The sequence below is a fragment of the Rothia aerolata genome (assembly GCF_014635585.1).
GTDB classification, from domain to species: Bacteria; Actinomycetota; Actinomycetes; order Actinomycetales; family Micrococcaceae; genus Rothia; species Rothia aerolata.
This window is the reverse complement of the sequence record NZ_BMDC01000004.1, coordinates 78,995-101,617: the sequence shown is the minus strand read 5'-3', so window position 1 is coordinate 101,617 and position 22,623 is coordinate 78,995. Positions and strand designations below refer to the sequence as shown.

At 53.2% G+C, this 22,623-nt stretch carries 18 protein-coding genes; 11 read left to right on the top strand and 7 right to left on the bottom strand.

Annotated elements, in window-relative coordinates; translation table 11 throughout:
- Nucleotides 1-3 precede the first annotated feature (3 nt).
- Entirely contained in the window at nt 4-720 is a 717-nt protein-coding gene (locus tag IEV00_RS09910; protein ID WP_188360208.1) for an L-ribulose-5-phosphate 4-epimerase, read from the bottom strand.
- 9 nt (nt 721-729) lie between these two features.
- On the bottom strand, nt 730-2,346 hold the full coding sequence (locus tag IEV00_RS09905; RefSeq protein ID WP_229723185.1) for a xylulokinase: 1,617 nt from the start codon (nt 2,344-2,346) through the stop codon (nt 730-732).
- 204 nt (nt 2,347-2,550) lie between these two features.
- On the opposite strand from IEV00_RS09905, the gene IEV00_RS09900 reads away from it, so the two are divergent.
- Nucleotides 2,551-3,561 carry a LacI family DNA-binding transcriptional regulator gene (locus IEV00_RS09900; protein ID WP_188360207.1) on the top strand — a complete coding sequence of 337 codons (1,011 nt, stop codon included), beginning with the start codon at nt 2,551-2,553 and terminating at the stop codon, nt 3,559-3,561.
- A gap of 160 nt (nt 3,562-3,721) precedes the next feature.
- The gene (locus IEV00_RS09895) at nt 3,722-5,143 is read left to right on the top strand and encodes a sugar porter family MFS transporter (protein WP_188360206.1); all 1,422 of its coding nucleotides are present in this window, start codon (nt 3,722-3,724) and stop codon (nt 5,141-5,143) included.
- Nucleotides 5,144-5,222: 79 nt separating this feature from the next.
- On the opposite strand, the gene denD is transcribed toward IEV00_RS09895, so the two are convergent.
- On the bottom strand, nt 5,223-6,182 hold the full coding sequence (gene denD, locus IEV00_RS09890; RefSeq protein ID WP_188360205.1) for a D-erythronate dehydrogenase: 960 nt from the start codon (nt 6,180-6,182) through the stop codon (nt 5,223-5,225).
- Nucleotides 6,179-6,880: a FadR/GntR family transcriptional regulator gene (locus IEV00_RS09885; RefSeq protein WP_188360204.1), complete on the bottom strand. Its 702-nt coding sequence runs from the start codon at nt 6,878-6,880 to the stop codon at nt 6,179-6,181. Before IEV00_RS09885 ends, denD begins: the two co-directional genes overlap by 4 nt.
- A gap of 139 nt (nt 6,881-7,019) precedes the next feature.
- Here IEV00_RS09885 and IEV00_RS09880 point away from each other — a divergent pair, with 139 nt between their 5' ends.
- From IEV00_RS09880 to IEV00_RS09845, 8 genes are all read left to right on the top strand, one after another.
- Nucleotides 7,020-8,426 (top strand): GntT/GntP/DsdX family permease, encoded by a 1,407-nt coding sequence (locus IEV00_RS09880; protein ID WP_188360203.1) that lies wholly within the window; start codon nt 7,020-7,022, stop codon nt 8,424-8,426.
- Nucleotides 8,427-8,492: 66 nt separating this feature from the next.
- Nucleotides 8,493-9,854: a four-carbon acid sugar kinase family protein gene (locus IEV00_RS09875; RefSeq protein ID WP_188360202.1), complete on the top strand. Its 1,362-nt coding sequence runs from the start codon at nt 8,493-8,495 to the stop codon at nt 9,852-9,854.
- A gap of 48 nt (nt 9,855-9,902) precedes the next feature.
- A complete protein-coding gene (locus tag IEV00_RS09870; RefSeq protein ID WP_188360201.1) occupies nt 9,903-10,784 on the top strand; it encodes an NAD(P)-dependent oxidoreductase in 882 nt (293 codons plus the stop codon).
- 487 nt (nt 10,785-11,271) lie between these two features.
- Nucleotides 11,272-12,228 (top strand): sugar-binding transcriptional regulator, encoded by a 957-nt coding sequence (locus IEV00_RS09865; RefSeq protein WP_188360200.1) that lies wholly within the window; start codon nt 11,272-11,274, stop codon nt 12,226-12,228.
- A 133-nt stretch (nt 12,229-12,361) separates the two neighbouring features.
- Nucleotides 12,362-13,747 carry an L-fucose:H+ symporter permease gene (gene fucP, locus IEV00_RS09860; protein WP_188360199.1) on the top strand — a complete coding sequence of 462 codons (1,386 nt, stop codon included), beginning with the start codon at nt 12,362-12,364 and terminating at the stop codon, nt 13,745-13,747.
- Nucleotides 13,744-14,796 (top strand): aldose 1-epimerase family protein, encoded by a 1,053-nt coding sequence (locus tag IEV00_RS09855; RefSeq protein ID WP_188360198.1) that lies wholly within the window; start codon nt 13,744-13,746, stop codon nt 14,794-14,796. The genes fucP and IEV00_RS09855 overlap by 4 nt, the downstream gene beginning before the upstream one ends.
- A 6-nt stretch (nt 14,797-14,802) precedes the next feature.
- The gene (gene rbsK, locus IEV00_RS09850) at nt 14,803-15,720 is read left to right on the top strand and encodes a ribokinase (RefSeq protein WP_188360197.1); all 918 of its coding nucleotides are present in this window, start codon (nt 14,803-14,805) and stop codon (nt 15,718-15,720) included.
- A 142-nt stretch (nt 15,721-15,862) separates the two neighbouring features.
- Entirely contained in the window at nt 15,863-16,789 is a 927-nt protein-coding gene (locus IEV00_RS09845; RefSeq protein ID WP_188360196.1) for an aldose 1-epimerase family protein, read from the top strand.
- 128 nt (nt 16,790-16,917) lie between these two features.
- Here the strand turns inward: IEV00_RS09845 and galK are convergent, their stop codons facing one another.
- From galK to IEV00_RS09830, 3 genes are read right to left on the bottom strand one after another with little or no spacing between them, the layout of a single operon-like run.
- The gene (galK, locus tag IEV00_RS09840; RefSeq protein ID WP_188360195.1) at nt 16,918-18,237 is read right to left on the bottom strand and encodes a galactokinase; all 1,320 of its coding nucleotides are present in this window, start codon (nt 18,235-18,237) and stop codon (nt 16,918-16,920) included.
- Entirely contained in the window at nt 18,234-19,415 is a 1,182-nt protein-coding gene (gene galT, locus IEV00_RS09835) for a galactose-1-phosphate uridylyltransferase (RefSeq protein ID WP_188360194.1), read from the bottom strand. The genes galK and galT overlap by 4 nt, the downstream gene beginning before the upstream one ends.
- A complete protein-coding gene (locus IEV00_RS09830; RefSeq protein ID WP_188360193.1) occupies nt 19,412-20,182 on the bottom strand; it encodes a DeoR/GlpR family DNA-binding transcription regulator in 771 nt (256 codons plus the stop codon). Before IEV00_RS09830 ends, galT begins: the two co-directional genes overlap by 4 nt.
- A 223-nt stretch (nt 20,183-20,405) precedes the next feature.
- Between IEV00_RS09830 and IEV00_RS09825 the strand changes: the two genes are divergently transcribed.
- Nucleotides 20,406-22,613, top strand: coding sequence for an alpha-galactosidase (locus tag IEV00_RS09825; protein WP_188360192.1), 2,208 nt, complete (start codon nt 20,406-20,408; stop codon nt 22,611-22,613).
- The last annotated feature ends 10 nt before the right edge of the window (nt 22,614-22,623 follow it).

Here is a 22,623-nt window from a genome sequence, read left to right as displayed (position 1 = left end):
TTGTTATTGGCCGTAAACGTTTTGGTAACGGTCGTAAAGCCGATCGATGGATTCCTGCGGAATCGGGATTATTTCTCCGTCTTGCCTTGCGATTTGAACTGTGCGAGCTACTTCTTCAACCATGACTGCTGCTTTAACCGCTGCTTTTGCATCTTTGCCGATTGTGAAGGGACCGTGATTTTGCATGAGAACGGCGGGTGAGCGGCTTTTACGTAAAGTTTCGACGATGCCTCGGCCAATAGAATTATCTCCAATAATGGCAAAGGGACCAACTGGAATGGGTCCACCAAATTCATCTGCCATCATGGTGAGCACACAGGGGATTTCTTCTCCGCGGGCGGCCCAAGCAGTGGCATAAGTAGAGTGTGTATGAACTACTCCGCCAACTTCTGGCATATTTCGGTAGACATAAGCATGAGCAGCTGTATCTGATGATGGGGAATAGTTGCCTTCAAGAAGGTCTCCGTTGAGATTGCACACCACCATAGAATCCGGGGTCAGGTTTTCGTAGTTCACACCAGAGGGCTTAATAACAAATACATCATCGTTGCTAGGTTTATTGGTTTCTGACACATAGACGCGTTCTGACACATTACCTGCTGTCCATACGACTAGTTCCCATCGAGGTAGCTCAGCATGTAATGCAGATACTCTTTGGCGTGCTTCTTGGATTCTTTGACGGATTTCATTGGTCAGGGCAGAGATATTAGTGGTTGTCATTGTCCATCCTTAAAAATTTGTGATGGTTTCTACTGCAGTCTTCTCGATTTTTAAGCCGGAACGATAACGACTCAAAAATGTCTTGAATCCAGCTATATCAGCAGGTTTAGGCACCAATGTGGTTGAGTGAGAATCTTTGAAAATTTCTTGATCGAGGTAGTCAGCTAAAGATTTCTCCGAGGAATGATCGAGGTATGAAGCAAGTAGCGCGATACCCCAAGCCCCTCCTTCGCCAGCGCTTTCAGCTACTACGATAGGGGTTTGAGTAGCAGCTGCGAGGAACCTTTGACCTACAGCTGGAGTTTTAAAAAGGCCACCGTGAGCATTAAGAAAATCTAGGGAAACCTGTTCTTCGTGAAGATCTTCAAAACCAATTGCCAATGCTGCAAAAACGCTATAAAGTTGAGCCCGCATAAAATTACCGAGGGTAAGTTGCGCATTAGATGTTCGGGCGAAAAGAGGACGCCCTTCGGATAATTCAACGACTGGTTCACCGGATATGGTGTTGTATACGATAATCCCACCTGCATCAGGGCTACCACTAAATGCTTCTTGAAGGATTGCCTCGTACGCCTCGTTGATATTAACCTCTTTTTTAGTTCCGAAAGCTAGGGCAACTTCACTAAACAGACCAATCCATTTGCTGAGCTCGTCTGCGCCATTGTTGCAATGAACCATAGCCACTGCTTCTCCTGAAGGAGTGGTAACGAGGTCTAGATTGCGGTGCAGCTTATTAAGAGGTTGTTCGAGGACTACCATTGCAAAGATGCTGGTTCCCACACTGACGTTACCGGTGCGAATTCTTACTGCATTTGTAGCAACCATTCCTGTGCCAGCATCACCTTCAGGAGGGCAAAAGGGGACTCCTGCCTGAAGCTTGCCTGTAGGATCTAATAAATTTGCACCTTCAATGGTAAGATTTCCAGCATTTTGTCCTGCTTGAAGGACTTGAGGGAGCAATTCTAAAATATCGTTGTGAGGTAGATATCTCCCTGCAATTTTATTAAATTTCTGAATAATTTCCTGATTGTAGTTAGCAATTTTTGAGTCAATGGGGAACATTCCTGATGCATCTCCGATTCCCAGGACTCTTTCACCAGTTAATTTCCAGTGGATGTAACCAGATAGAGTAGTGAAAAAATTAATTCTATCTAGATGATCTTCATGATTAAGAATAGATTGATAAAGATGAGATATAGACCATCGAAGAGGGATATTGACACCTAAGTGTTCCGTCAGATAATCAGCTGCCTTTCTTGTAGAAGTGTCGCGCCAGGTGCGGAACGGAACCAGTAGGTTCCCATCAGCATCGAATGCCATATAGCCATGCATCATCGCTGAGATACCTGCCCCTTTAATGTTGGTAAGCGGTACACCGAATTTTTCCTGGACGTTACCTGCTAGGTCTGCATAGCTGGCTGAAAGCCCCGTCCAGATTGCTTCTTCTGAGTAGCTCCAGTGCCCTTCTATAATTTGGTTTTCCCATGTGTGAGAGCCTGTAGCAATCTCATGCCCTTGAGGTGTTATGAGAGACGCTTTAATTCTTGTAGAGCCAAGCTCTATTCCGAGATAGGTTTCGCCAGTTTGAATCGTTCTAGCTATGGAGGGCAGAGAATCTGACATCATAAACCTTCTTCCTCAAGAAGCTGTTGAGGGGATATCTAGGGTTTCGCAAATCAATGTTATCGCTAACATTTTCTACCACTTATCTTGCCTCATGAATAGTAATGATGCAAGCTCCAATGTAGGATTTTGGGTGCAGGAAACTTGTAAATTAGGGATGCAAGATACCCCATGAGTTGTTCAAGTCGGTGAACCTAGGAGACCTTTATGTCTGAGCGTCGTCCCAGTATGGCAGAGGTGGCAAAGTCAATCGGCGTTTCCCACCAGACTGTTTCGAGGGTAGTCAATGGTTTACCCAATGTGCGGCCTGAGACTCGTGAAAAGGTAGAGAGAGCTATTGCTGAACTTGGATACAGGCGTAACAATGCCGCCCGTACGTTGGTCACACGGAAATCTGGGTTGATTGGAGTTGTTGCGGTTGGCTCCTATCTATATGGCCCCAGGATTACTCTTGCGGGGCTGGAGGAAGCTGCGCGTAAGCATGGGTATGATATTTTACTTTCTACCCTTGCAGGAGCCCGAGTAGATGACCTAAATGATGCGATTAATACATGTGTTAATCGGTCGGTTGAGGCAATAGTTGTAATTGCCACCAAAGACGAACTTGTGCGACATTCGCAAACGTTAGATGTGGGTGTTCCTGTGATGGTGATTGGGTCGGGGGACAATAATCCTAAGTTCCCGAATATTTTGGGAGTCGACCAAGAGGAGGGCGGCAGGCTTGCGGCTCGTCATGTAATTGGGCTTGGCCATAAGAGGATTGCTATTATGGCTGGACCTGAAGATTGGCTTGATGCTTTGCAAAGACTCAAGGGGGCCTCATCAGAATGTTCCCGCGCTGGAATTACACCGGAAATTTTTGAAGGATCTTGGAACTCTGAGACTGGGTACGAGCTGGGTGTATCTCTTTCAATGCGCCCTTTGGAAAAGCGCCCCAGTGCGCTAATTATGCCAAATGACGCAACCGCATTAGGGGTTCTGCTAGCTTTTAGTCGTACCGGTGTTAGGGTGCCTGAAGACATCTCCGTAGTGGGCTTTGATGATATTCCAGAGTCTGAATTTTTTCACCCTCCGCTGACTACGATACGTCAGGATTTTTCTTTATTGGGGCGGCAGGTGATGGAGGCTGTCTTGGAGTGCATAAGGGGTGAGAGGCCGTCTTCGGTAATGGTGGCACCCACGCTTTCACTCAGGAGCTCTACTGCAGTGATGCAGTAATTTTTCATTGACACAATTGGAATCACTGAGTAGGCTCATAGTTAATCATGTTAGCGATAACATTTGGGCCACAAGACGCTCTGCCTAAGGAGCGTAAGTGCACTCATCTGGTGATTGGCGAGGGCATGCTGGTCGATGTTGATAGAACTTAGGAGCTCCCATGGAGAATGAGAGGAAAATCTCCAGTAAATTTATTTACTTTTTTGGGTCGTTCGGAGGCATTCTTTTTGGTTATGACATTGGTGTTATGACCGGGGCACTGCCTTTTCTTCAGACTGACTGGAACCTGCAAGATAGTGCTGGGGTTATAGGCTGGATTACTTCCGGTGTCATGTTTGGTGCGATTTTTGGCGGCGCTTTGGCTGGTCAACTTTCCGACCGTCTGGGGCGCCGAAAGATGATTCTTATCTCGGCTATTATTTTTGCAGTGGGGTCGATTCTGTGCGGTATGGCGCCTGATGGTGGTACCGTCTTCTTGGTTGTCTCGCGCATTTTCTTAGGACTTGCCGTGGGAGCGGCATCGGCGCTTGTGCCTGCATATATGTCGGAGCTTTCTCCTGCACACCTTAGGGGGCGTTTGTCAGGTCTCAATCAGACAATGATTGTCTCGGGCATGCTAATTTCCTATGTCGTTGATTTCCTCCTTAAAGACCTTCCAGATACATGGGCTTGGCGAGTGATGCTTGCAATGGCAGCGATTCCTGCCGTGATTCTATTTTTGGGTGTTCTTAGGCTTCCAGAGTCTCCTCGGTTCTTGATAAATCAGGGTAAGGAGTCTGAGGCGCTTCGGGTTCTTGGGTATATTCGTAAACCTGAAGAAGTAGCGCATGAACTGGAGCTTATTAGGGAGACTGCTTGCCTTGAGTCGAAAGTTTCTAAAGATACTTCACTCTCAACTTTATTTGATGGAAAATATCGTTATTTAGTAATTGCTGGTGTAGGAGTAGCTGCATTTCAGCAATTCCAGGGTGCAAATGCTATCTTTTATTATATTCCTTTGATAGTTGAGACTGCTACGGGGTCAGCAGCAAGTTCGGCGCTAATGTGGCCAATAGTTCAGGGAATTATTTTGGTCTTGGGGTCACTGATTTTCTTGGCTATTGCAGATAAGTTTAACCGTCGAACACTTCTTACTGTGGGAGGCACAGTAATGGGGCTATCTTTCTTGCTTCCTGCGATTCTCAACAGTCTATTAAATAATCCAAACCCAATGATGATTGTTGTATTTTTGAGTATCTATGTTGCATTTTACTCGTTCACTTGGGCCCCGCTGACCTGGGTAATTGTAGGAGAGATTTTCCCCTTGGTTATCCGTGGTAGGGCTTCTGGGGTTGCGTCCTCATTCAACTGGATCGGCTCATTTACCGTAGGTCTTCTTTTCCCAATTATGACTGCTTCGATGCCTCAGGAAATGGTTTTTGCTATATTCGGTATCATCTGTATTCTAGGTGTTTTCTTTGTACGCACTCGGGTGCCTGAAACAAAGGGGCGAACCCTTGAAGATATTGAAACCAACAGTATACCTACCCAGAAAGCTTATAATGGCGACTATGGAAAGGTTATAAATAGGGTTTCTGAGTAGACATTTGTAAAAAACTGAGGGCTAATCGATTACAGTTCGATTAGCCCTTAGATTCTACGTAATTGCTTTGTAAACATTACTACTTAACGTAGTCATCCCGATATTGCCGAACCATCTCATCAAAACTGGTATCTCTTACAAAACCGAGGTCTAAGGTTGATTGCACATCAAATGCTGCTGGCCAGGAGCACACAATGTCCATGATGGGTTTGGAAAATTCATCGCGTACCAGGGCACGGGCCTCAGTGCCGGCAACAGTTTCTAGGGAAGCGAGCATCTGATCCACAGTCACTGTAATGCCCGGCAGGTTAAGTCCGCGCCAGGTTCCTAAAGACTCCGCGGGAAGCGATAAAGCATGAATTAGGTTTGTTACTACTACTCGTGGCGATGAAAGCCACATGGCTGTTTCGTGGGGAACAGGGCAAATAGATTCCAGCCCATTTAGTGGTTCACGGATAATCCCCGAGGCGAAGGATGACGCCGCAGAGTTCGGCTTTCCCGGCCGAACTGAAATGGTTGGTAGGCGGCAGATGCGACCGTCGATGAAGCCTTTGCGGGAGTACTCGTTAACCAAAATCTCTCCCACTGCTTTAAAAGCACCATAGGTAGAGTCAGGTTGGGTTGCGAAGAAGGGGCTTACTATATCGGGTATCGTTCCGCCAAAGACGGCGAGCGAACTGGTGAAAATAAAACGCGGAACACCGCCTGAAGAGCGAGTTGCCTCGAGCAGATTACGAGTTCCATCAACGTTAACTGCCATAGCAAGATCAAAATTTTCTTCTGATCCACCGGAGAGAACCGCTGCTAGGTGATAGATTCCCACCACTTCGGAATCAATGATCGATGCTGTAAATTCCGCATCAGATAAATCCCCAACCATCGAGGTAACGCGAGGGTCTCTGACGCTGGTTTCTACTAAGTCAACAGCGCAGATTGTGTCAAAAGGAATTGGTGATGCACCGGCGTCCTTACGCTTGAGTAGCTCGGTAATTACCTGGGATCCGAGAAATCCTGCTGCTCCGGTTACGACAATCTTCATTGATTCTCCTTATGGGTTGTGTAGACAGCGCTGAGTGTTTGACTCATGTGAGAGCGCATGGCATCTCTAGTCTTTTGGGGCGAGCGTGCGACGAGAGCCGCGTATATTTCGCTGTGCCAGTGCTCTGCGTCTGCTCTAACTTCGGGCGAGGACGACGTCGTACGCCGTACGGTCTCGAGTATCTCCTCTAGCGGCGCGTAAGTTGCGCTGATGTATTCATTGTTGGCCGCTTTGATAATGGTTCGATGAAAAATCATATCGGCGGTGACGGATGCGGTGGAGTCATGATTTTCATTTGCCTCGCGCATGGACTGAAGAGAATGCTCTAGCTCTTCCAACTGCTCATCGGTAATGCGGGTAGCTGCCAGCTCACTGGCTCCGACCTCAATGATGTGCCGTGCTTCCATCAGTTGGGTAATCCAAGCGATAGGATCTCCGGTGAGTTTTCCTCGAATCTGCGCAAGCTGCGGGTCGACTACTGACCACTGCTCCGGAGAGGCAACCCGGTTTCGTTTACCGTGGCGGACTTCTAAAACCCCCCGAGCTGCAAGATTCTTAATGGATTCCCGAAGGGTTAGTCGTGAAACTTCTAGTTCTTCAGCGATTTCGTTTTCTGCTGGCATGAGTTGACCAATGCTGTAGTAACCACTGGCGATGCGGTCGAGAATAATATCGCTGACTTTTTCTGCAAGTTTCATGGTTTCCTGCTGCTGTGGTGACCTGTTATTACACGATTGACTTTAACCTACCCGGCACCTAAATTGTTAGATATCAGATAAGTTTTGTGAGCTGTATAGCAGAGTTTGCGGGCTCACCGTGAGAATCAATGAGGATTTCATGACCCCCACAACGCTGGTACTTTTGGGCATAGCTGCGGTTGCAGTGATTTTGGCGCTCATTATTAAAGTTAAGGCACATCCTTTCCTGGCATTGCTTGTTGTTTCGGTTGCGCTAGCCCTGATCGCAGGAATTCCCCTTTCAGAGGTTGTCCCCACTCTTACTGAGGGTATGGGAAAGACCCTTGGGTCTGTGGCAATTATCGTGACTCTGGGCGCGATGATGGGTCGCATCATTGAAGTATCTGGCGGTGCAGATGCGCTAGCTAAGACCATGCTGGATAAGTTCGGTCCCAAGCGAGCTCCCTGGGCCCTGGGCCTTGCCGCGTTCATCTTTGGTATTCCAGTTTTCGTTGATGTTGCACTGATTGTGTTGATTCCTATTATTCTTTCTGTGGGCCGCCGTCTTCAGGGCAATATGCTGACCTACGCTTTGCCCACTGTTATGGCACTCCTTACCATGCATGTTGTCATGCCCCCACACCCCGGAATTGTAGGTGGCGCAGAGTTGATGGGCGCCAATGTGGGTATGGTTCTTTTGCTTGCTATTATTCCGGCCATTATCATGTGGCTGACTTCTCAGCTCACTATCCCCTTCTTCACTAAGCGAGTCTTCTCGTCGGTTCCCATGATTGATCCTGTAGCCCAGGCAGAAATGCAAGCAACCGGTGTAGAAGAAGACAGCGATAACCCTGAGACCCAGTCTTTCCCCGCCATTAAGAACCCGCCAAAGACTGGAACGGTTATTACTTTGATTGTGATTCCGCTGTTGCTGATTATGTCTGCAACCGTTTCTGCTATGACTTTGCCCGAGGAAAACATTGCTCGTATTTTCCTAGGGTTTATTGGAGCCTCTCCTATGGCTCTGCTTATCGGCGTTCTACTGTGCATGTTCATTTTGGGTTATCGCCGAGGCTGGGGTCTTGCCCAAACTGAAGATGTTATTAATTCGGCTTTACCTCCGGTGGCGGCAGTTATTCTCATTACTGGCGCGGGTGGTACTTTCGGCCATGTACTTTCAACTACCGGCGTTGCTGATGCGGTTGCGGATATGTTGGCAGCATCCGGTCTACACATCCTCTTTCTTGCCTGGCTGATGTCAGCACTAATTCGTGCTGCTCAGGGATCAGCCACCGTAGCAACTTTGACCACTGCTCCTCTGATTGCTCCTCTGGCGGCCAACCTCGAACTTGCCCCTTTGCAGATTGCGCTGGTCACGGTGGCAATTGGTGTTGGTTCTATGGCACTTTCACACGTGAACGATTCCCTTTTCTGGGTGTGGTCGCGTTACAACAAAATTGATGTTTCAACTGGCCTGAAGTCTTACACCATTATTACTACTTACACCTCCATCGTGGGCTTTGTAGTCACTCTTATCATGTGGCCCCTCGTTGGGTTGATTGCTTAATAATTTTCGAGTGCCTGCCCTTTGAGCTGTGCCATTTTGATTACGTCTCTATGAAAGGAAAAGCAGATGCTTGCTTCTTCTCGCCGCCTACTTGTACTTGATGATGACCCTACTGGTAGCCAGTGTGTGAGCGGGGTTGCAGTCGCTTTTGAAGAAGACTCTGAGCTGATTCAGAAAACACTTTCCGAAGAATCGTCTGCATGTTTTGTGCTGACCAATACCCGTGCATTGGACGAAGCTGATGCTGTGAAGAAGAACAGGCGCATAGTCAGCGGCGTACTTGAAAAGTTTAAACAGAATGGCCAAGAGTCCGCGGATATTGGTTTGCACCTGGTCTCTCGCTCAGACTCAACGTTGCGCGGTCACGTGATTGCAGAACCCAACGCTTTAGCAGATGCGCTGGAAGACTACGGAATGGCAGTAGATGCCTTTATCTTTGCGCCGGCAATGATTGAAGCAGGCCGCTTTACTGAGGGGGATATCCACTATGCAATGGTAGACGGAGAGCCCCGCAAGGTTGAGGATACTGACTTTGCCAAGGATGCTACTTTCGGCTATTCTCACTCGAATCTCAAGGTATTTCTTGAGGAGGTCTCAGCCGGTTCAGTTCCTGCAGATTCTGTTTTATCTCTTTCATTGGAGGAGATTCGTGCCGGTGTTGATCGGGTAGTAGAACTGCTTAGCGAGGTTTCAAACCGTCAATGGGTGGTTGTGAATGCCACAGAATACTCGGATATGGAAATTGTTGCTGACGCGCTGATTCAACTTGAATCTCAAGGCAAGGTTTTTATTAGTCGCTGCGGACCGTCTTTCGTTCGCCCGCTGGCCGGGCAGCAGAGGGCAAAAGTATTAGAGGCCGGCGATATCCACATCAGTCATGAGCGCCTAGGTCATGGTCTAGTGGTGGTTGGATCCCATGTTGGTCTTACTACGCAGCAACTTCAAGAGGTTCAAAGGCGTTCTGGCCTGTCAGAGCATGAGCTTAATGTTGAAAAATTACTTTCAGCTGAACGTGAAGCACACATTGAAGAGGTGGCGCAGGCTATTTGCTCTGCTCTTACTGATTCGGATTCAGTGGTTTATACGAGTAGAAAGCTTGTTTCTACTGATGACCCCGCAGAGTCTCTTGCTATTGCTCGCTCGGTTTCTGATGCTGTCGTTGAAGTAGTGCAGAAAGTGAGGACGGCGCTACCTGCCTGGGTGGTTGCGAAGGGCGGAATTACCTCACATGAGGTTGCGCATCATGGGCTGGGTATCCGGTTGGCAGAGGTTGAAGGTCAGTTTTTTGCAGGGCAGATTTCGCTTTTTACTCCTCAAGATGCCCCCGAGGAAGTGCTGAATACACCTTATGTGGTGTTCCCCGGCAACGTGGGCGGTCGTGAGGCTCTTGCTGATGTGATCGAACGCCTGAAAGAAGCTGTTCAATAGTTCATCGGATTTGAAATCCGTGTAATTACAAATTTTTTTGGAGGAAAAATGTCTGATTCATTGAAGGTCGGTTGGATTGGCCTTGGTGCAATGGGCGCGCCTATGGCTTTGGTTACCGCTCAAGCAGGTCACGAGATAACTGCATTTGATATGGACCCCGCGGCGCTTGAAAATGTAGCTCCTCTGGTTGCTTCGGCTTCAACCTCTCGTGATGCTGCAACCGGTGCTGACGTTGTGGTTATTATGGTGGCAACCGGTGCACAGCTTGAGGCCGTTTTATTCGGGGAAGATGGCATAGCTGAAGTTCTTTCACCAGAAACTACAGTTCTGGTGATGTCGACGGTAGGTCCTGCCGCTGTTGAGTCTTCTGCTGCACGCTTGGCTAGCTATACTACTCGCTTTGTAGATGCCCCTGTTTCCGGCGGTGTTGCTCGCGCCGGCACCGGTGACCTTCTGGTGATGGTGGGTGGTTCTGCAGAGGATATTAGTCGGGTGCACTCTCTGCTCGATGCTATGGCTTCTACTTACCCTGTAGTGGGCTCGCGTGTAGGCGACGGACAGCGTTTCAAGGTGGTTAACCAACTACTTTGTGGTGTACATATTGCGGCTGCGGGAGAAGCCCTTGCTCTGGCTGAATCTATGGGTCTAGACATAGCCCAGTGTCATGAGGTACTTAATGCTGGCGCCGCACAGTCGTTCATGTTCAATGACCGTGGTGCTCGCATGGTTGAGGGCAATTTTGACGAGGTGAAGTCAGCACTGAATATCTTTGTTAAAGATATGGGATTGGTTACCGATGCTGCCCGGGCGGTGGAACAGCCAGTGCCACTGGCTTCTGCGGCTGAACAAGTTTATCTTCGAGGACGTCGCGAAGGTCTGGGGCGTAAGGACGATTCAGTGGTCTTTGAGATGTTGAAGAAGAGGGCTTAATTAGGCGTTCAGGCCTGGCGACTTAAAAAGAAAAGCGACCGCCCACACCTTCCTTCGGAGCGGGCGGGGGTTAACAGAACATCCTGGTGGCTCTTGGTGCTGGCACGGTGGCAGGTTGTGGATTCGAGGCTTGCCACCGATTGGCGCTTCAGCAGTAGAGCCTTGCAGCCTGCTCAGATAAGAGGTCTGCAAGTTGTCAACAAGGCGAGACTCCCAGACTGGTTGCATGGTACTTCACGGGATTTATTCTGTTATCGCCCCGCGCACCGAAAATGATTGATGATGGTGTTGGCGGTCATAATAAGGATAACCTCAGTGCTACCGCTAGCCCCCGGCGAAAACTGGCAAACTGTTAAATTGTCCCCCTAATTGCCCCATATCCTTCGGGAGTATCACGGCGTTTTGAGCGGTTTTTGTCGCTTAGAGGGTTTCAGTAGGTGGCGGGGAGAGAGGCTGTTTGCTGAAGCTCCGCGTAAAGTAGGTAGCTATGAAACGCGATCGGTACGGGCTGACCCGCAGAGATATCTCGGCACTTGAAGTAGCCAAGCTCTACCACGAACGGGGTCTCTCCCAGCAGCAGGTCGCCACCCTTCTGCATATTGCCCGCCCTACCGTCTCGAAACTGCTCACCCACGCTAAAGAAAGCGGCTTCATTCAGGTTTCTGTGGCTGACCCGCGCGAGCATGACCAGCTATTGACTGAACGCATCAAGCAAAAGTACAAGCTGGCCGAGGTGCGGCTGGTGAGCGTTGCCGGTCGCGGCCCGATGGACCTGCGCCACGCGCTAGGACGAAGCGCCGCCCAGCTTCTCGAGGAGCTGGTGCGGGAGGGCGACGTTATCGGGCTTTCCTGGTCAGCCACTATCGCAGAGGTCGTCCAGGCGCTAACCCCGCAGAAAATAGCCGGTATGAGGGTAGTGCAGCTGCGCGGCGACGTCCCGCACAGCAGCAAGAGCCACCACATCGAGAAAACCTACCGGCAGCTTGCCGAGTCTTCCGGTGCCAGTGTTTTCAGGCTCAACGCCCCCGCTATCTTCTGCAGTTTTGAAGAGAAGCGGGCTAAGGCCCATGAGCGGCAGGTGGGAGAGGTGCTGGCTATGGGGGCCTCTAGCCGTATAGCTGTCTATAGTGTGGGCTCCACCGATAGCGGGTCGGTGCTTTTCGACTCCGAGCTCATGACGGAGCGGGAGAAAGCACAGCTGAGAAAGAGCGCAGTGGGCGATATTTGCTCGCGCTATCTCAATGAGAAGGGGCAGGTCTGCAACCCCGAGCTCAATAACAGAACCCTCGGCATCTCCCTGCCGGATTTGCGGCACAAGGAGCAGAAGATTCTGGTGGCTGGTGGCGAAGAGAAGCTGAGGGCTATTCATGTGGCAGCCCGCTACGGCTACGCTAATCGGCTGGTAACTGATATTGCTACGGCTCACCGGCTACTCCAGCTCTAGTCGGAAAAATAGTTACAAATGTTCCATGCCTCCCAAAACAATTCAGAATTGGAACATATGTGCCCAAAATTCGGCCGGCCGCCCCAGCAAGCCGGCATATATTTCTTCTCATAGAACTGACAAAGGAGTCACTATGACGATGAAGTCACAGCCGGTGGCTAACCACACTCCGGAAGACCGCGGCGTACCGAATACCACCCGGGGGTTAATCAAAGACCCCTCCCGCCAGCTACGCAACGGTTACCTGACCAAGACCCCTCTTTTCCAGTACATCCTGCTCTCCATCTGTTTTCCTATGTGGGGTGCAGCGGCGAGCCTCAACGATGTGCTGATCGCCCAGTTCAAGCACATCTTCACGCTTTCAGATGTGGCTACCGCCTTTGTGCAGTCGGCCTTCTACGGCGGCTACTTTGTGATTGCTATTCCGGCATCGCGGGTGATTCGCCGCTTCAGCTACAAGGCGGGCCTACTGATTGGCCTCACCATCTACATTCTGGGCTGCCTGCTGTTCTTCCCCGCATCGCAGGCTGCAACCTATTCGGTCTTTTTGGCCTCGCTCTTTGCAGTGGCGGTTGGTCTTTCCTTCCTGGAAACCTCGGCTAACACCTACTCCTCGATGATTGGCCCCAAGAAGACAGCTACCCTGCGCCTGAACATCTCGCAGACCTTCACCCCTCTGGGTTTCTTCTCCGGCGCCCTGCTGGGTAAGTACCTGATTTTCACCGAGGGTGCTTCCCTGGAAGACCAGCTAGAGGGTCTTGACCCGGTGGCTGCCCAACGCCTCACCGAAGAGCTGCTACAGCGCACCCTGGAACCCTACCGCTGGATCTTGACCGTTCTCATTGTTCTGGTTCTGCTCATCGCCATCACCCAGTACCCCTCCAGCAAGCCGCTTGACTCCACCAACCATGAGAAGGCTGCCGGGCTGGGTGAAACCCTGGGCTACCTGTTCAAGAAGAAAGAATTCCTCTCGGGTATTTTCGCCCAGTTCATGTACGTGGGCCTGCAAACCGCCCTGTGGTCTTTCACCATCCGCCTGGCACTGACCCTCGATGATTCCATCAACGAGCGCACCGCTACTAACTACCTGCTCTGGGCCTACGTGGCATTCTTTGTAGGCAAGTTCGTTGCTAACCTTCTGATCACCAAGATCAATGAAGACCTGGTGCTCATTATCTACTCGCTCATTGGCGTGGTGGCACTGGCCTATGTGGTGGCGGTTCCCAACTTCACCGCCGTCTGGGCGGCTGTTCTGGCCTCGGGTCTGCTGGGCCCTGGATGGGCAACTATCTACGCCCGCACCCTCGACACCATTGAAGACAAGCGCTACACCGAAACCGGCGGCGCGGTGATCGTCATGGCCATTATCGGCGGCGCCGTCATTCCCGTAATCCAGGGCCTCATCTCTGACCTCACCGGTTCGATGTCCTTCAGCTTCATTATCAATATCGTCTGCTTCGCGGTTATGGCTCTCTACTTCTGGGGCCTCTACCGTTCCTCGCGAAAGGTGCGCGCATGAGTACTCTGATTCCGCTGCACCGCAGTCTCTTTACCCCCGAAAAAACAACCGTTTTGCAGAACAGCGAGTTCAGCGTTTCCGCCTTCACCTACCCCTCGGGGGTGGAGTCGCTGATTCTGCAAAACTCCCGCGGCTTTCTGGAGGTTCTGCCCTTCATGGGCCAGATTCTCTGGAACGCCGAGTTCGACGGGGTCAGCCTGCGCATGGACAACATGTTCAGCGAGCCCAAGCCCGTCTCGGAGATTCAAGCAACCTACGGTTGTTTCTCTTTCCATTCGGGCCTGCTCGCCTCGGGCTGCCCAGCCCCCGACGACACGCACACCTTGCACGGCGAGTTCCCCTGCGCGCCTATGGACTCTGCCGAGCTGTTGATTGAGGACGACGGCGCGGTAACGGTGCGCTCGCACCACGAGTATGTGATGGGCTTTGGCCATCACTACGCCGCGGCACCCACGGTGACGCTGGCGGCGTCGTCCGGCATCTTCCGCATCGGAATGAAGGTGAAGAACCTCTCCGCCTACGCGCCTATGCCGCTGCAGTACATGTGCCACATGAATTACGCCTTCGTTCCCCGGGGGCGTATGGTCGATAACCTCTCCCAGGGTGCTTTCCAATTGCGCCGCACCGTACCAGCCCACGTAACCCCCACTCCCCGGTGGGAGGTTCTCAACGAGAGAATTCTCTCGGGCGACTACGATGCAAACTCCCTGGACGGCGCCGAGGAGTTCGACCCCGAAATCGTCTACTTTGCCGATGCCATCGACGAGCAGGTAGACAGAGCGGAATTTTCGCTCACTCATCCCGATGGCACGGTTTTTATAACCCGATTCCCCACCCGGCAGTTTCCCGTGGCAACCCGCTGGATTCTGCACAACCCCGACCAGAAGGTTTCAGCCTTTGTGCTCCCGGGAACTTCCCGGCCCGAGGGCTACCTTGCCGCTGAAGCTTCTGGCACGCTCATTCACCTGGCGCCGGGTGAAGAGCGTACATTTGAAGTAGAGACCGGACTGCTCTCCGCAGCAGAAGCAAAAAACCAGGTTAAGGAGTGAACTCCCATGGACATCGCAGTCATTGGCTCGAACAACGTTGATTTGATTTCCTATATCACCCGCATGCCTTCTGAGGGGGAGACGATCGAGGCGCCTGATTTTCAGCTGGGCTGCGGTGGAAAGGGCGCCAACCAGGCGGTTGCCGCTTCAAAGCTGGGCTCTGAGGTGCTGATGGTGACCCGCGTGGGCAATGACCTTTTTGCCGATAACACCATCGCTAACTTCAAAGAGCACGGGATTGACGATCAGTACATTCTCAAAACCGATGCCACCAGTGGTGTTGCTCCAATCTTTGTAGACCAGCAGTCGCGCAACTCAATCATTATCGTCAAGGGCGCTAATGCCTTGCTGTCTCCCGAGGATTTAGAGAATGCCCGCGAAGACATCGCCAAGTGCAAGCTCATTGTTCTACAGCTAGAAATCAACCTTGAGACCGTCTATGCGGCGATCGAGATGGGCAAGGAGCTGGGCATTCCCGTGCTGCTCAACCCTGCCCCTGCCGCTCCCGAGCTCTCTCTGGAGCGGGTTAAGTCAGTAGATTTCATTGTGCCTAATGAGACCGAGCTTTCCCTCATTTCGGGCATGCCGGTGGATACCCTTGAGGATATTTCCAACGCCGCCGCAGTGTTGCTAGATGCCGGTATTAAGAACGTGATTGTCACCCTGGGTGCCCGCGGGGTGCTCTGGGTGACTGCCTCGGGCGAGAAGCTGATTGAGGGCATTGCGGTAGATGCCAAAGACACCACCGGTGCCGGCGACGCCTTTATCGGCTGCTTTAGCCACTTCTGGGTTTCCAGCGGCGACATTGCGGAGTCCCTGCGCCTGGCCAACTACTACGCCGGCGACTCGGTGACCCGCCAGGGCACCCAGAAGTCCTATGCCACCGGCGAGGACTTTAGGGAGCGCTTCGGGGAGATCTTCTAATCTGCTACTGACCGGGAAATAGCCCTGGGTATGGGCTTTTGGCCGTGCACAGGGCCACTTGCCGGTCAAAGCCTTGAGGGGCCTCTTTCCCCGGCGCTAAACTGGTGGTGTTCGAGCGAACATTTTTACACAAGGACGCGCCATGACCACTGCCAACCCCCAGGGCTCAACCGCCACTATTTCAGCCGGTGGATACACTGCTACCATCGCGCAGGTGGGCGCAAACCTAGCTGAACTGACCGGGCCCAGCGGGCGGGCGCTCGTCCTGCCCTCGCCCGCAACCGCTATGCGCGAGGCCGCCTGCGGCGCCGTCCTAGCGCCCTGGCCTAACCGCCTGGAAGCGGGCCGTTACACCTGGCGCGGGGAAACCTATCAGGTGCCGATTGACGAGGTCGAGCGCAACAACGCCAACCACGGCCTAGTGTTGTGGCAGCGGTGGACTTTTCAGGACGACGCCGCGGCGGCTGAGTCTTCCCAGAGCATTACCGCCGTGCTAGACCTGGTACCTACTCCCGGCTACCCCTTTGCCCTGCGGCTGGAGGCAACCTACACGGTCAGCGCTCGCGGCTTGGAGACCCAGATTAGGGCAAGCAACCGTGCTCAGGAGCCGGCTCCTTACGCCCTGGGTGCCCACCCCTACCTGCTGGCGGCAGGCGAGCCCGAGACTCCCGGCGCAATTGATTCCTGGACCTTCGAGGCACCCGTTTCCACCGTGCTTGAGACCAATGAGAACCTGATTCCCACGGGGGAGTCCGAGTTGCCGGAGGACCTTGATCTTAGCGCCGGGGTTCCTTTGGTGGGCAGGGATTTTGACCATGCCTTTGGCGGAATCCGGCACGCTGAGAGCGGGGAAACGACAGCCTATTTGCGCTCTGAGACCGGCGGTGTAGGCCTTGCTTTCGGCCCCGAGGTTAAGTGGTTGCAGGTCTATTCCGATGGCCCCCAGCGCCGCGGCCTGGCGGTGGAGCCCATGACCTCCCCCGCCAACGCCTTCAACACCGGCCGCGACCTCATCACCTTAGAGCCGGGTGCCAGCCATACGGCTTCCTGGCGAATTTTTGAGCTGTAAAAACAGTTCGGTACACATGGAGCGCGCCAGTACACATACAGATGTGTACTGGCGCGCTCCATGTGTACCAAAGGCAAGAAACAAGGCGCCCTAGAGAGATGACCGCCTACCTATAGTGCCAGCCAGCTCTACCCTTCCTTCCCCGCCGCCCCCGAGGGAGTAGCCACCAGGAATTCTGGCTGGGTAAAGTCGGCCTTCTCAAAGGCAGCGGCTACCGACTCCGCCAGATACTCCACCTCATTGGAAGGAACCAGGGCAATTGCCGAACCCCCGAAGCCGCCGCCGGTCATCCGGGCGCCGAGGGCACCGGCTACGCGGGCGGCGTCCACCGCAAGGTCTAACTCGGGGCAGGAGACCCGGTACTGATCGCGCAGAGAGTCGTGGGAGCCGTTGAGCAACTCGCCCAGGCGGGCCCAAGTTTCAGCGGAAACCGAGCCGCCCGAGAAGAGGGCGACGCACTCCTCCACGCGGGCAATCTCGGTCCACACGTGGTGCAGGGCATCGCGAATCACACCGCGATCCACCGAGTCGGGCAGGTTCAGCGACTCCACGCGAGAGTCCCAGTCGGCCAGCAGATTCTCGGCGGCGGCCAGGGTGGGGGTGCCGCTGAAGGCATCGCGCAGGGAAGAAAGCCCCAGCGCCTCCCGGGCCACCTCGGTGGACGCGCGGCGGGCGGCGTACTGCCCGTCGGAGAGGTTGTGGTGGGCGCGGGTATCGATCACCAGAATGGCAAGTCCGGCAGAATCAACGTCAATGGTCAGCGGCTTCACCGAGAAATCCCGGCAGTCAATCGCCAGCACGGCACCCTGCTGGGCTCGCAGGGAGATGGACTGATCCATACCGCCGGTTGAAGCTCCGGCAATCTCGTTTTCGGCGCGAATGCAGGCGGTGGCCAGCGCGGCCCGGCCAGAATCGGTATCGGCCAGGCGCTCGCGGCTTGAATCGGTAGCAGAGAGAAGGTCGTCGAAGCCGACCGCCACCGAGCATTCCAGGGCTGCCGACGAAGACAGACCTGCCCCCAGCGGCACCGAGGAGTCAATGGCAATATCGGCGCCCAAAGTTCCCAAGGAACCCAGCGACTCCTGCTCCATCGCCCAGGGAACTCCGGCAACGTAGGAGAGCCAGCCGCTCAGCTTGCCCGGCTCCACCTCCGCCAGCGCTACCGACTTAACCTCTCCGCCGGAAGCCGCCGCCCCGGCGTCCCCCTGGGCAGTGACGGCGCGAACCTGCCCGTCCGCACGAGGGGCCATCGCCGCAAAGGTGCGCTGGGGCAGGGCGAAGGGCAGCACGGTGCCGCCACAGTAGTCGATGTGCTCGCCCAGTAGGTTTACCCGCCCCGGCGCCGAGTAGACGCCGGCAGGTTCAACGTTGAAAGTTGCTTTAAAATTCTGGACGGCGCGGTTCAGCAACTCCTCGGAGGTTGCGGTTTGCTTCCAGCGAGCACTCATGAGAGGCCTCCTTCGGGGCGAGGGGTGGGAGCTATCTGGCGGAAACGGGCAGCGATGCGCTCGGGGGTGGTATCAGAAACCCAGGCCGCCATAGCTGATTCTGAACCGGCAAGATACTTGAGCTTGCCGGGGGAGCGCAGGAGAGAGAAGACATGCAGGTACATGCGAGAGATATTCTCTCCACCGCTGACCGGCGCCTGGTGCCAGGCGGAGATATAGGGCAGACGGTCTACCTCATCGAAGAAACGGTCGAGCCTGCCCAAAAGATCGAGATAGAGGTGGGTGAGGTCGTCTTTTTCAGCATCGGTGAGCTCGGTGAAATCCCGGGCAGCGCGGCGGGGCATAACCATCAGTTCCACCGGCCACTTGGCGGCGAAGGGAACGTAGGCAACCCAGTGCTCAGTTTCTCTCACAATGCGCTCGCCCGCTTCTAACTCCGCTGCCAGAACATCGCCGAGTAGATCGTCACCTGCCCCCGAGGTTGCCCATTCCTTCGCTCGGGTCGCCACTGCCGCGGTATAGGGCGGCAGGTAGGGGTAGGCGTAAATCTGACCGTGGGGGTGGTGCAGGGTCACTCCGATTTCCTCACCGCGGTTCTCAAAGGGAAAGACCTGCCTAATGCCCTCGCGGGCTGAGAGCTCCCGGGTGCGGTGGGTCCAGGCCTCAATGACCGTGCGGGCGCGTTTGAAGCCCAGCTCCGCGAAAGAGCCCTGACGGTTGGGAGTAAAGCTCACTACCTCACAGCGGCCGCCGGGAGTGGTTTCTTTAAAGAGGGGCTCATCGCGGAGAATCTCCAAGGGACCCTGAAGCGAGGGAAAACGGTTCTCAAAAACCACCACGTCGTAGTCGGCCTCAGGGATTTCCGAGGGTACGGTGCCCACCCCCGCCGGTGCCAGAGGATCCTCATCGGCAGGGGGTAGAAAAGTGCGGTTCATGCGGTGTGCCGCCAAAGCTACAGAGTCACCGGTCAGCGGGTCAACCCGCACAGCCGCCGCCTCATAAGGAGGTAACTCGCGGGGCCCGAGCGGACGCTCGTCCTTAATCTCTCTCGTCTTCTCGCCCGAAAGATAGGGCTGCGAATCGTCGAAGAAAAGAATCTCGCGACCATCGGCGAGCGTGCCCCGGCTTACCTTCACCGGGTGGGCAGTGGCGGGGGATTCGATGGTTTCAGCACTCATGCAACAATAACCTCGCTGACAGAATCGGTTAGGGATGTAAGGGCTTCAGGGGACAGGTCGCCGGTGGTAATAACGGTGTGGACGTCGCCCCACTCGGCATAGCGGGCCAGCCCGGCGGTACCCCACTTGGAGCCATCGAAGACCGCAACAACCTTGTGGGCGCTGTGAATCAGGGCGCGGTTGGTCTGCGCCTCGAGCAGGTTGGGGGTCAGCAGACCCTGTTCGGTAGCGCCGTGGGTGCCGATAAAGAGCAGGTCGGTGTAGAGGTTGGCCACGGAGCTTTCGGCTAGTGGACCCACCAGGGCGTCGGACGGCGTGCGCTCGCCTCCTGTGAGGAGCACGCGGGGGTGCGCGGGGTTGGTGGTCTGGTGAAGCACCTGGGCAACAGGTAGGGAATTGGTGACCACCGTTAGATTCTCATGCTGGCTTTCACCGGCAATCTTCTGGGCGATGCGCTGGCAGGTGGTGCCCCCGGCAATACCCACAGCCTGGCCGGGGTAAATGAGCTGTAAAGCCTTCTCGGCGATCTTGGTTTTTTCGCCGGCATTGAGGGAGATTTTTTCTTCAAACTGGGGTTCAAAGGAGACCGCGGGTAGCTCAGCGCCGCCGTGAATTCGGTTGATCAGGCCCTGCTCGTCAAGCTCGGCAAGGTCACGGCGGACGGTCATGGCCGAAACATCGAGCGCCTCAGCCAGCTCAGATACCTCTACCGAGCCGTGCTGTTGTACTTCTTGCAGGATTTTCTTTTTGCGAATCTCGGGGAGCATGAGGAGTCCTTTCGCGGTTCAGTATGAGGCCTAAGGCAATTATGCCACGAAACGAACAGAAGTGAACATATTAACTAGGAGATGAGGTTGATTCGGGCGAATATAGTCTCCATAGTGTGATCCATATCTAGAATATTCCTTAAATTCATGTAAGCTGTTGTGCACACGAACAATATTTAACACTATTTGGGTATCACACACTCATCCTGCATGAGAGGTAGCTATGTCTGAAGTACACATCTTCGAACTTGGTGCTGAAAACAACACAATTCTTCATCTGCATTCTGCCGGTGTGTCTTTATTGCTTGACCTCCAGGGAGGCCTTGCTCCTGCGGTGACACATTGGGGCGATGACCTGGGCGAACTTACTCTCGAAGAGGCTCAACTCTTGGTAGACGGTAACCTTGAAACCTTCTCTATGAATAATCAGGATGCACCGGTGCGGGTCAATATGCTCGCTACTCATGAACCTGGCTGGTACGGGCGCACTGCTCTAGAGGGAGCTCGAGGGAAAGGTGTCAGCTGGTCACCTAAATTCATCACTTCTCAACTTTTCCTGGAAACTAGAGGTACGGTTCGGAAAGAAAGTGCTCTGATTGAAGCAGGAGCAGCTCAGGCTAGAATCATCATGGATGATGAACAAGCTGGGCTGTCGGTTGAGATAGAAGTTGAACTATTTGAGTCAGGCTTGATTCGGTGCCGAGCACGCCTAACCAACACCGTGGCCGATTCATATAACGTGCGTGAGCTAGGTATCGTTCTTCCCGTTCCTAACATTGCAAGCGAACTGCAGGATTTTCGGGGTCATTGGGGTAAAGAACGTGCTCCCCAGCGCACAGATTTTAATATCGGCGTCCATTTGCGAGAGGGGCGCAAAGGCCGCACCGGCGCTGATGCAGCTTTTATACTTACTGCCGGTGAAGCCGGATTTGGTTTTGAGAAAGGCAAAGTTTGGGGCATCCACACTGCTTTCTCCGGTGGACATAGGACTTGGGCTGAGCGTTCTTTCCTGGGGCAACAGTTTCTAGGAGGCTCTGAGCTTTTGCTTCCGGGAGAAGTTAACTTGGCACGAGGAGAGAGCTATACCGGTGCTTGGGTTTATGCTTCTTTCGGCAACGGCCAAGACGAACAAGCTACTCGAATTCGTCGATGGATGCGCTCACGTGAACAACACCCTCAGCGAGTGCGTCCTGTGACTATTAATGTATGGGAAGCAGTCTACTTTGATCATAATTTTGACCGCCTAAAGGATCTAGCCGATCGCGCAGCCGCTATAGGTATCGAACGCTATGTACTAGATGATGGTTGGTTTAGTTCTCGCCGTGATGATACTTCAGGGCTGGGAGACTGGGTCGTCTCAGAGGATGTCTGGCCTAACGGTCTAATTCCACTGATTGAATATGTTAATAAGCTAGGCATGGAGTTCGGACTTTGGTTTGAGCCTGAAATGGTAAACCCTGACTCCGATATTGCACGCGCACATCCTGAGTGGATTCTGCAAGTTCCGGGGCGAGCCCCACATCTGGCTCGCGCGCAACAGGTGATGAATCTGAGTATTGAGGAAGCATACGCGCATGTTCGTGATCAGATCGTAGCCGTTTTGAAAGAAAATCCCGGTATCTCTTATATTAAGTGGGACCACAACCGCGACCTTTTGGAACCTTCCAATGCCGTAACCGGTGAGCCTGCTATGCATAAACAAACTTTGGCTGCTTATCGCTTGATGGATGAGCTGAAGTTTACTTTCCCCGGTCTAGAAATTGAATCGTGTGCATCTGGAGGCGCTCGCATTGATTTAGAGGTGCTTCAGCATACTGATCGCGTATGGACATCTGATTGTATTGACCCATTGGAACGTCAACAGATGCATCTTTGGACTCAGCAACTAGTCCCAGCTGAAATGATGGGCTCTCATATAGCCTCTGGAAGCTCCCATACAACTGGTCGCTACCATTCTTTACATTTTCGTGCGGCTACTGCAATTTGGGGTCACTTAGGTGTGGAATGGGACTTAGCTAAGGCAAGTCAAGAAGAGCTCAGCGAACTTAAGACGTGGATTGAGTTTCACAAGGAATATCGCAGACTTATCCACTCAGGTGATTTAGTACGGATGGACCAATTCGATCCATCTGTTTTGATTCAAGGTGTGGTGGCACAGGACCAGTCAGAGGCTCTTTTCTCATTGACCTCTATTGCTTCTTCAGATGTAGACCCAGTGGGTAAATTCCACCTCAGAGGACTAGACCCCGATAAACGTTATAAAGTTCGCGATGTCACGCCGGGGAAACCTTTTGGTCACTACTTTGAGCCTCTCTGGTGGCCGCGAGAGGAATCTAAAGTTCTCACCGGCCGCATGATTGAAAACGTTGGTTTCTATATGCCTGCTCTCTGGCCAGAATCGGCTCGCTTACTACACTTTGAAGCTATCTAAGGCAGACCTT

Excerpts from the sequence above, each read along its gene's own strand:
- IEV00_RS09910 (WP_188360208.1), bottom strand. The coding sequence starts at position 720 with ATGACAACCACTAATATCTCTGCCCTGACCAATGAAATCCGTCAAAGA.
- IEV00_RS09825 (WP_188360192.1), top strand. The coding sequence starts at position 20,406 with ATGTCTGAAGTACACATCTTCGAACTTGGTGCTGAAAACAACACAATT.
- IEV00_RS09830 (WP_188360193.1), bottom strand. The coding sequence starts at position 20,182 with ATGCTCCCCGAGATTCGCAAAAAGAAAATCCTGCAAGAAGTACAACAG.
- IEV00_RS09855 (WP_188360198.1), top strand. The coding sequence starts at position 13,744 with ATGAGTACTCTGATTCCGCTGCACCGCAGTCTCTTTACCCCCGAAAAA.
- denD (WP_188360205.1), bottom strand. The coding sequence starts at position 6,182 with ATGAAGATTGTCGTAACCGGAGCAGCAGGATTTCTCGGATCCCAGGTA.
- galT (WP_188360194.1), bottom strand. The coding sequence starts at position 19,415 with ATGAGTGCTGAAACCATCGAATCCCCCGCCACTGCCCACCCGGTGAAG.
- IEV00_RS09865 (WP_188360200.1), top strand. The coding sequence starts at position 11,272 with ATGAAACGCGATCGGTACGGGCTGACCCGCAGAGATATCTCGGCACTT.
- IEV00_RS09905 (WP_229723185.1), bottom strand. The coding sequence starts at position 2,346 with ATGATGTCAGATTCTCTGCCCTCCATAGCTAGAACGATTCAAACTGGC.
- IEV00_RS09870 (WP_188360201.1), top strand. The coding sequence starts at position 9,903 with ATGTCTGATTCATTGAAGGTCGGTTGGATTGGCCTTGGTGCAATGGGC.
- IEV00_RS09875 (WP_188360202.1), top strand. The coding sequence starts at position 8,493 with ATGCTTGCTTCTTCTCGCCGCCTACTTGTACTTGATGATGACCCTACT.
- fucP (WP_188360199.1), top strand. The coding sequence starts at position 12,362 with ATGACGATGAAGTCACAGCCGGTGGCTAACCACACTCCGGAAGACCGC.
- IEV00_RS09900 (WP_188360207.1), top strand. The coding sequence starts at position 2,551 with ATGTCTGAGCGTCGTCCCAGTATGGCAGAGGTGGCAAAGTCAATCGGC.
- galK (WP_188360195.1), bottom strand. The coding sequence starts at position 18,237 with ATGAGTGCTCGCTGGAAGCAAACCGCAACCTCCGAGGAGTTGCTGAAC.
- IEV00_RS09880 (WP_188360203.1), top strand. The coding sequence starts at position 7,020 with ATGACCCCCACAACGCTGGTACTTTTGGGCATAGCTGCGGTTGCAGTG.
- IEV00_RS09845 (WP_188360196.1), top strand. The coding sequence starts at position 15,863 with ATGACCACTGCCAACCCCCAGGGCTCAACCGCCACTATTTCAGCCGGT.
- IEV00_RS09885 (WP_188360204.1), bottom strand. The coding sequence starts at position 6,880 with ATGAAACTTGCAGAAAAAGTCAGCGATATTATTCTCGACCGCATCGCC.
- rbsK (WP_188360197.1), top strand. The coding sequence starts at position 14,803 with ATGGACATCGCAGTCATTGGCTCGAACAACGTTGATTTGATTTCCTAT.
- IEV00_RS09895 (WP_188360206.1), top strand. The coding sequence starts at position 3,722 with ATGGAGAATGAGAGGAAAATCTCCAGTAAATTTATTTACTTTTTTGGG.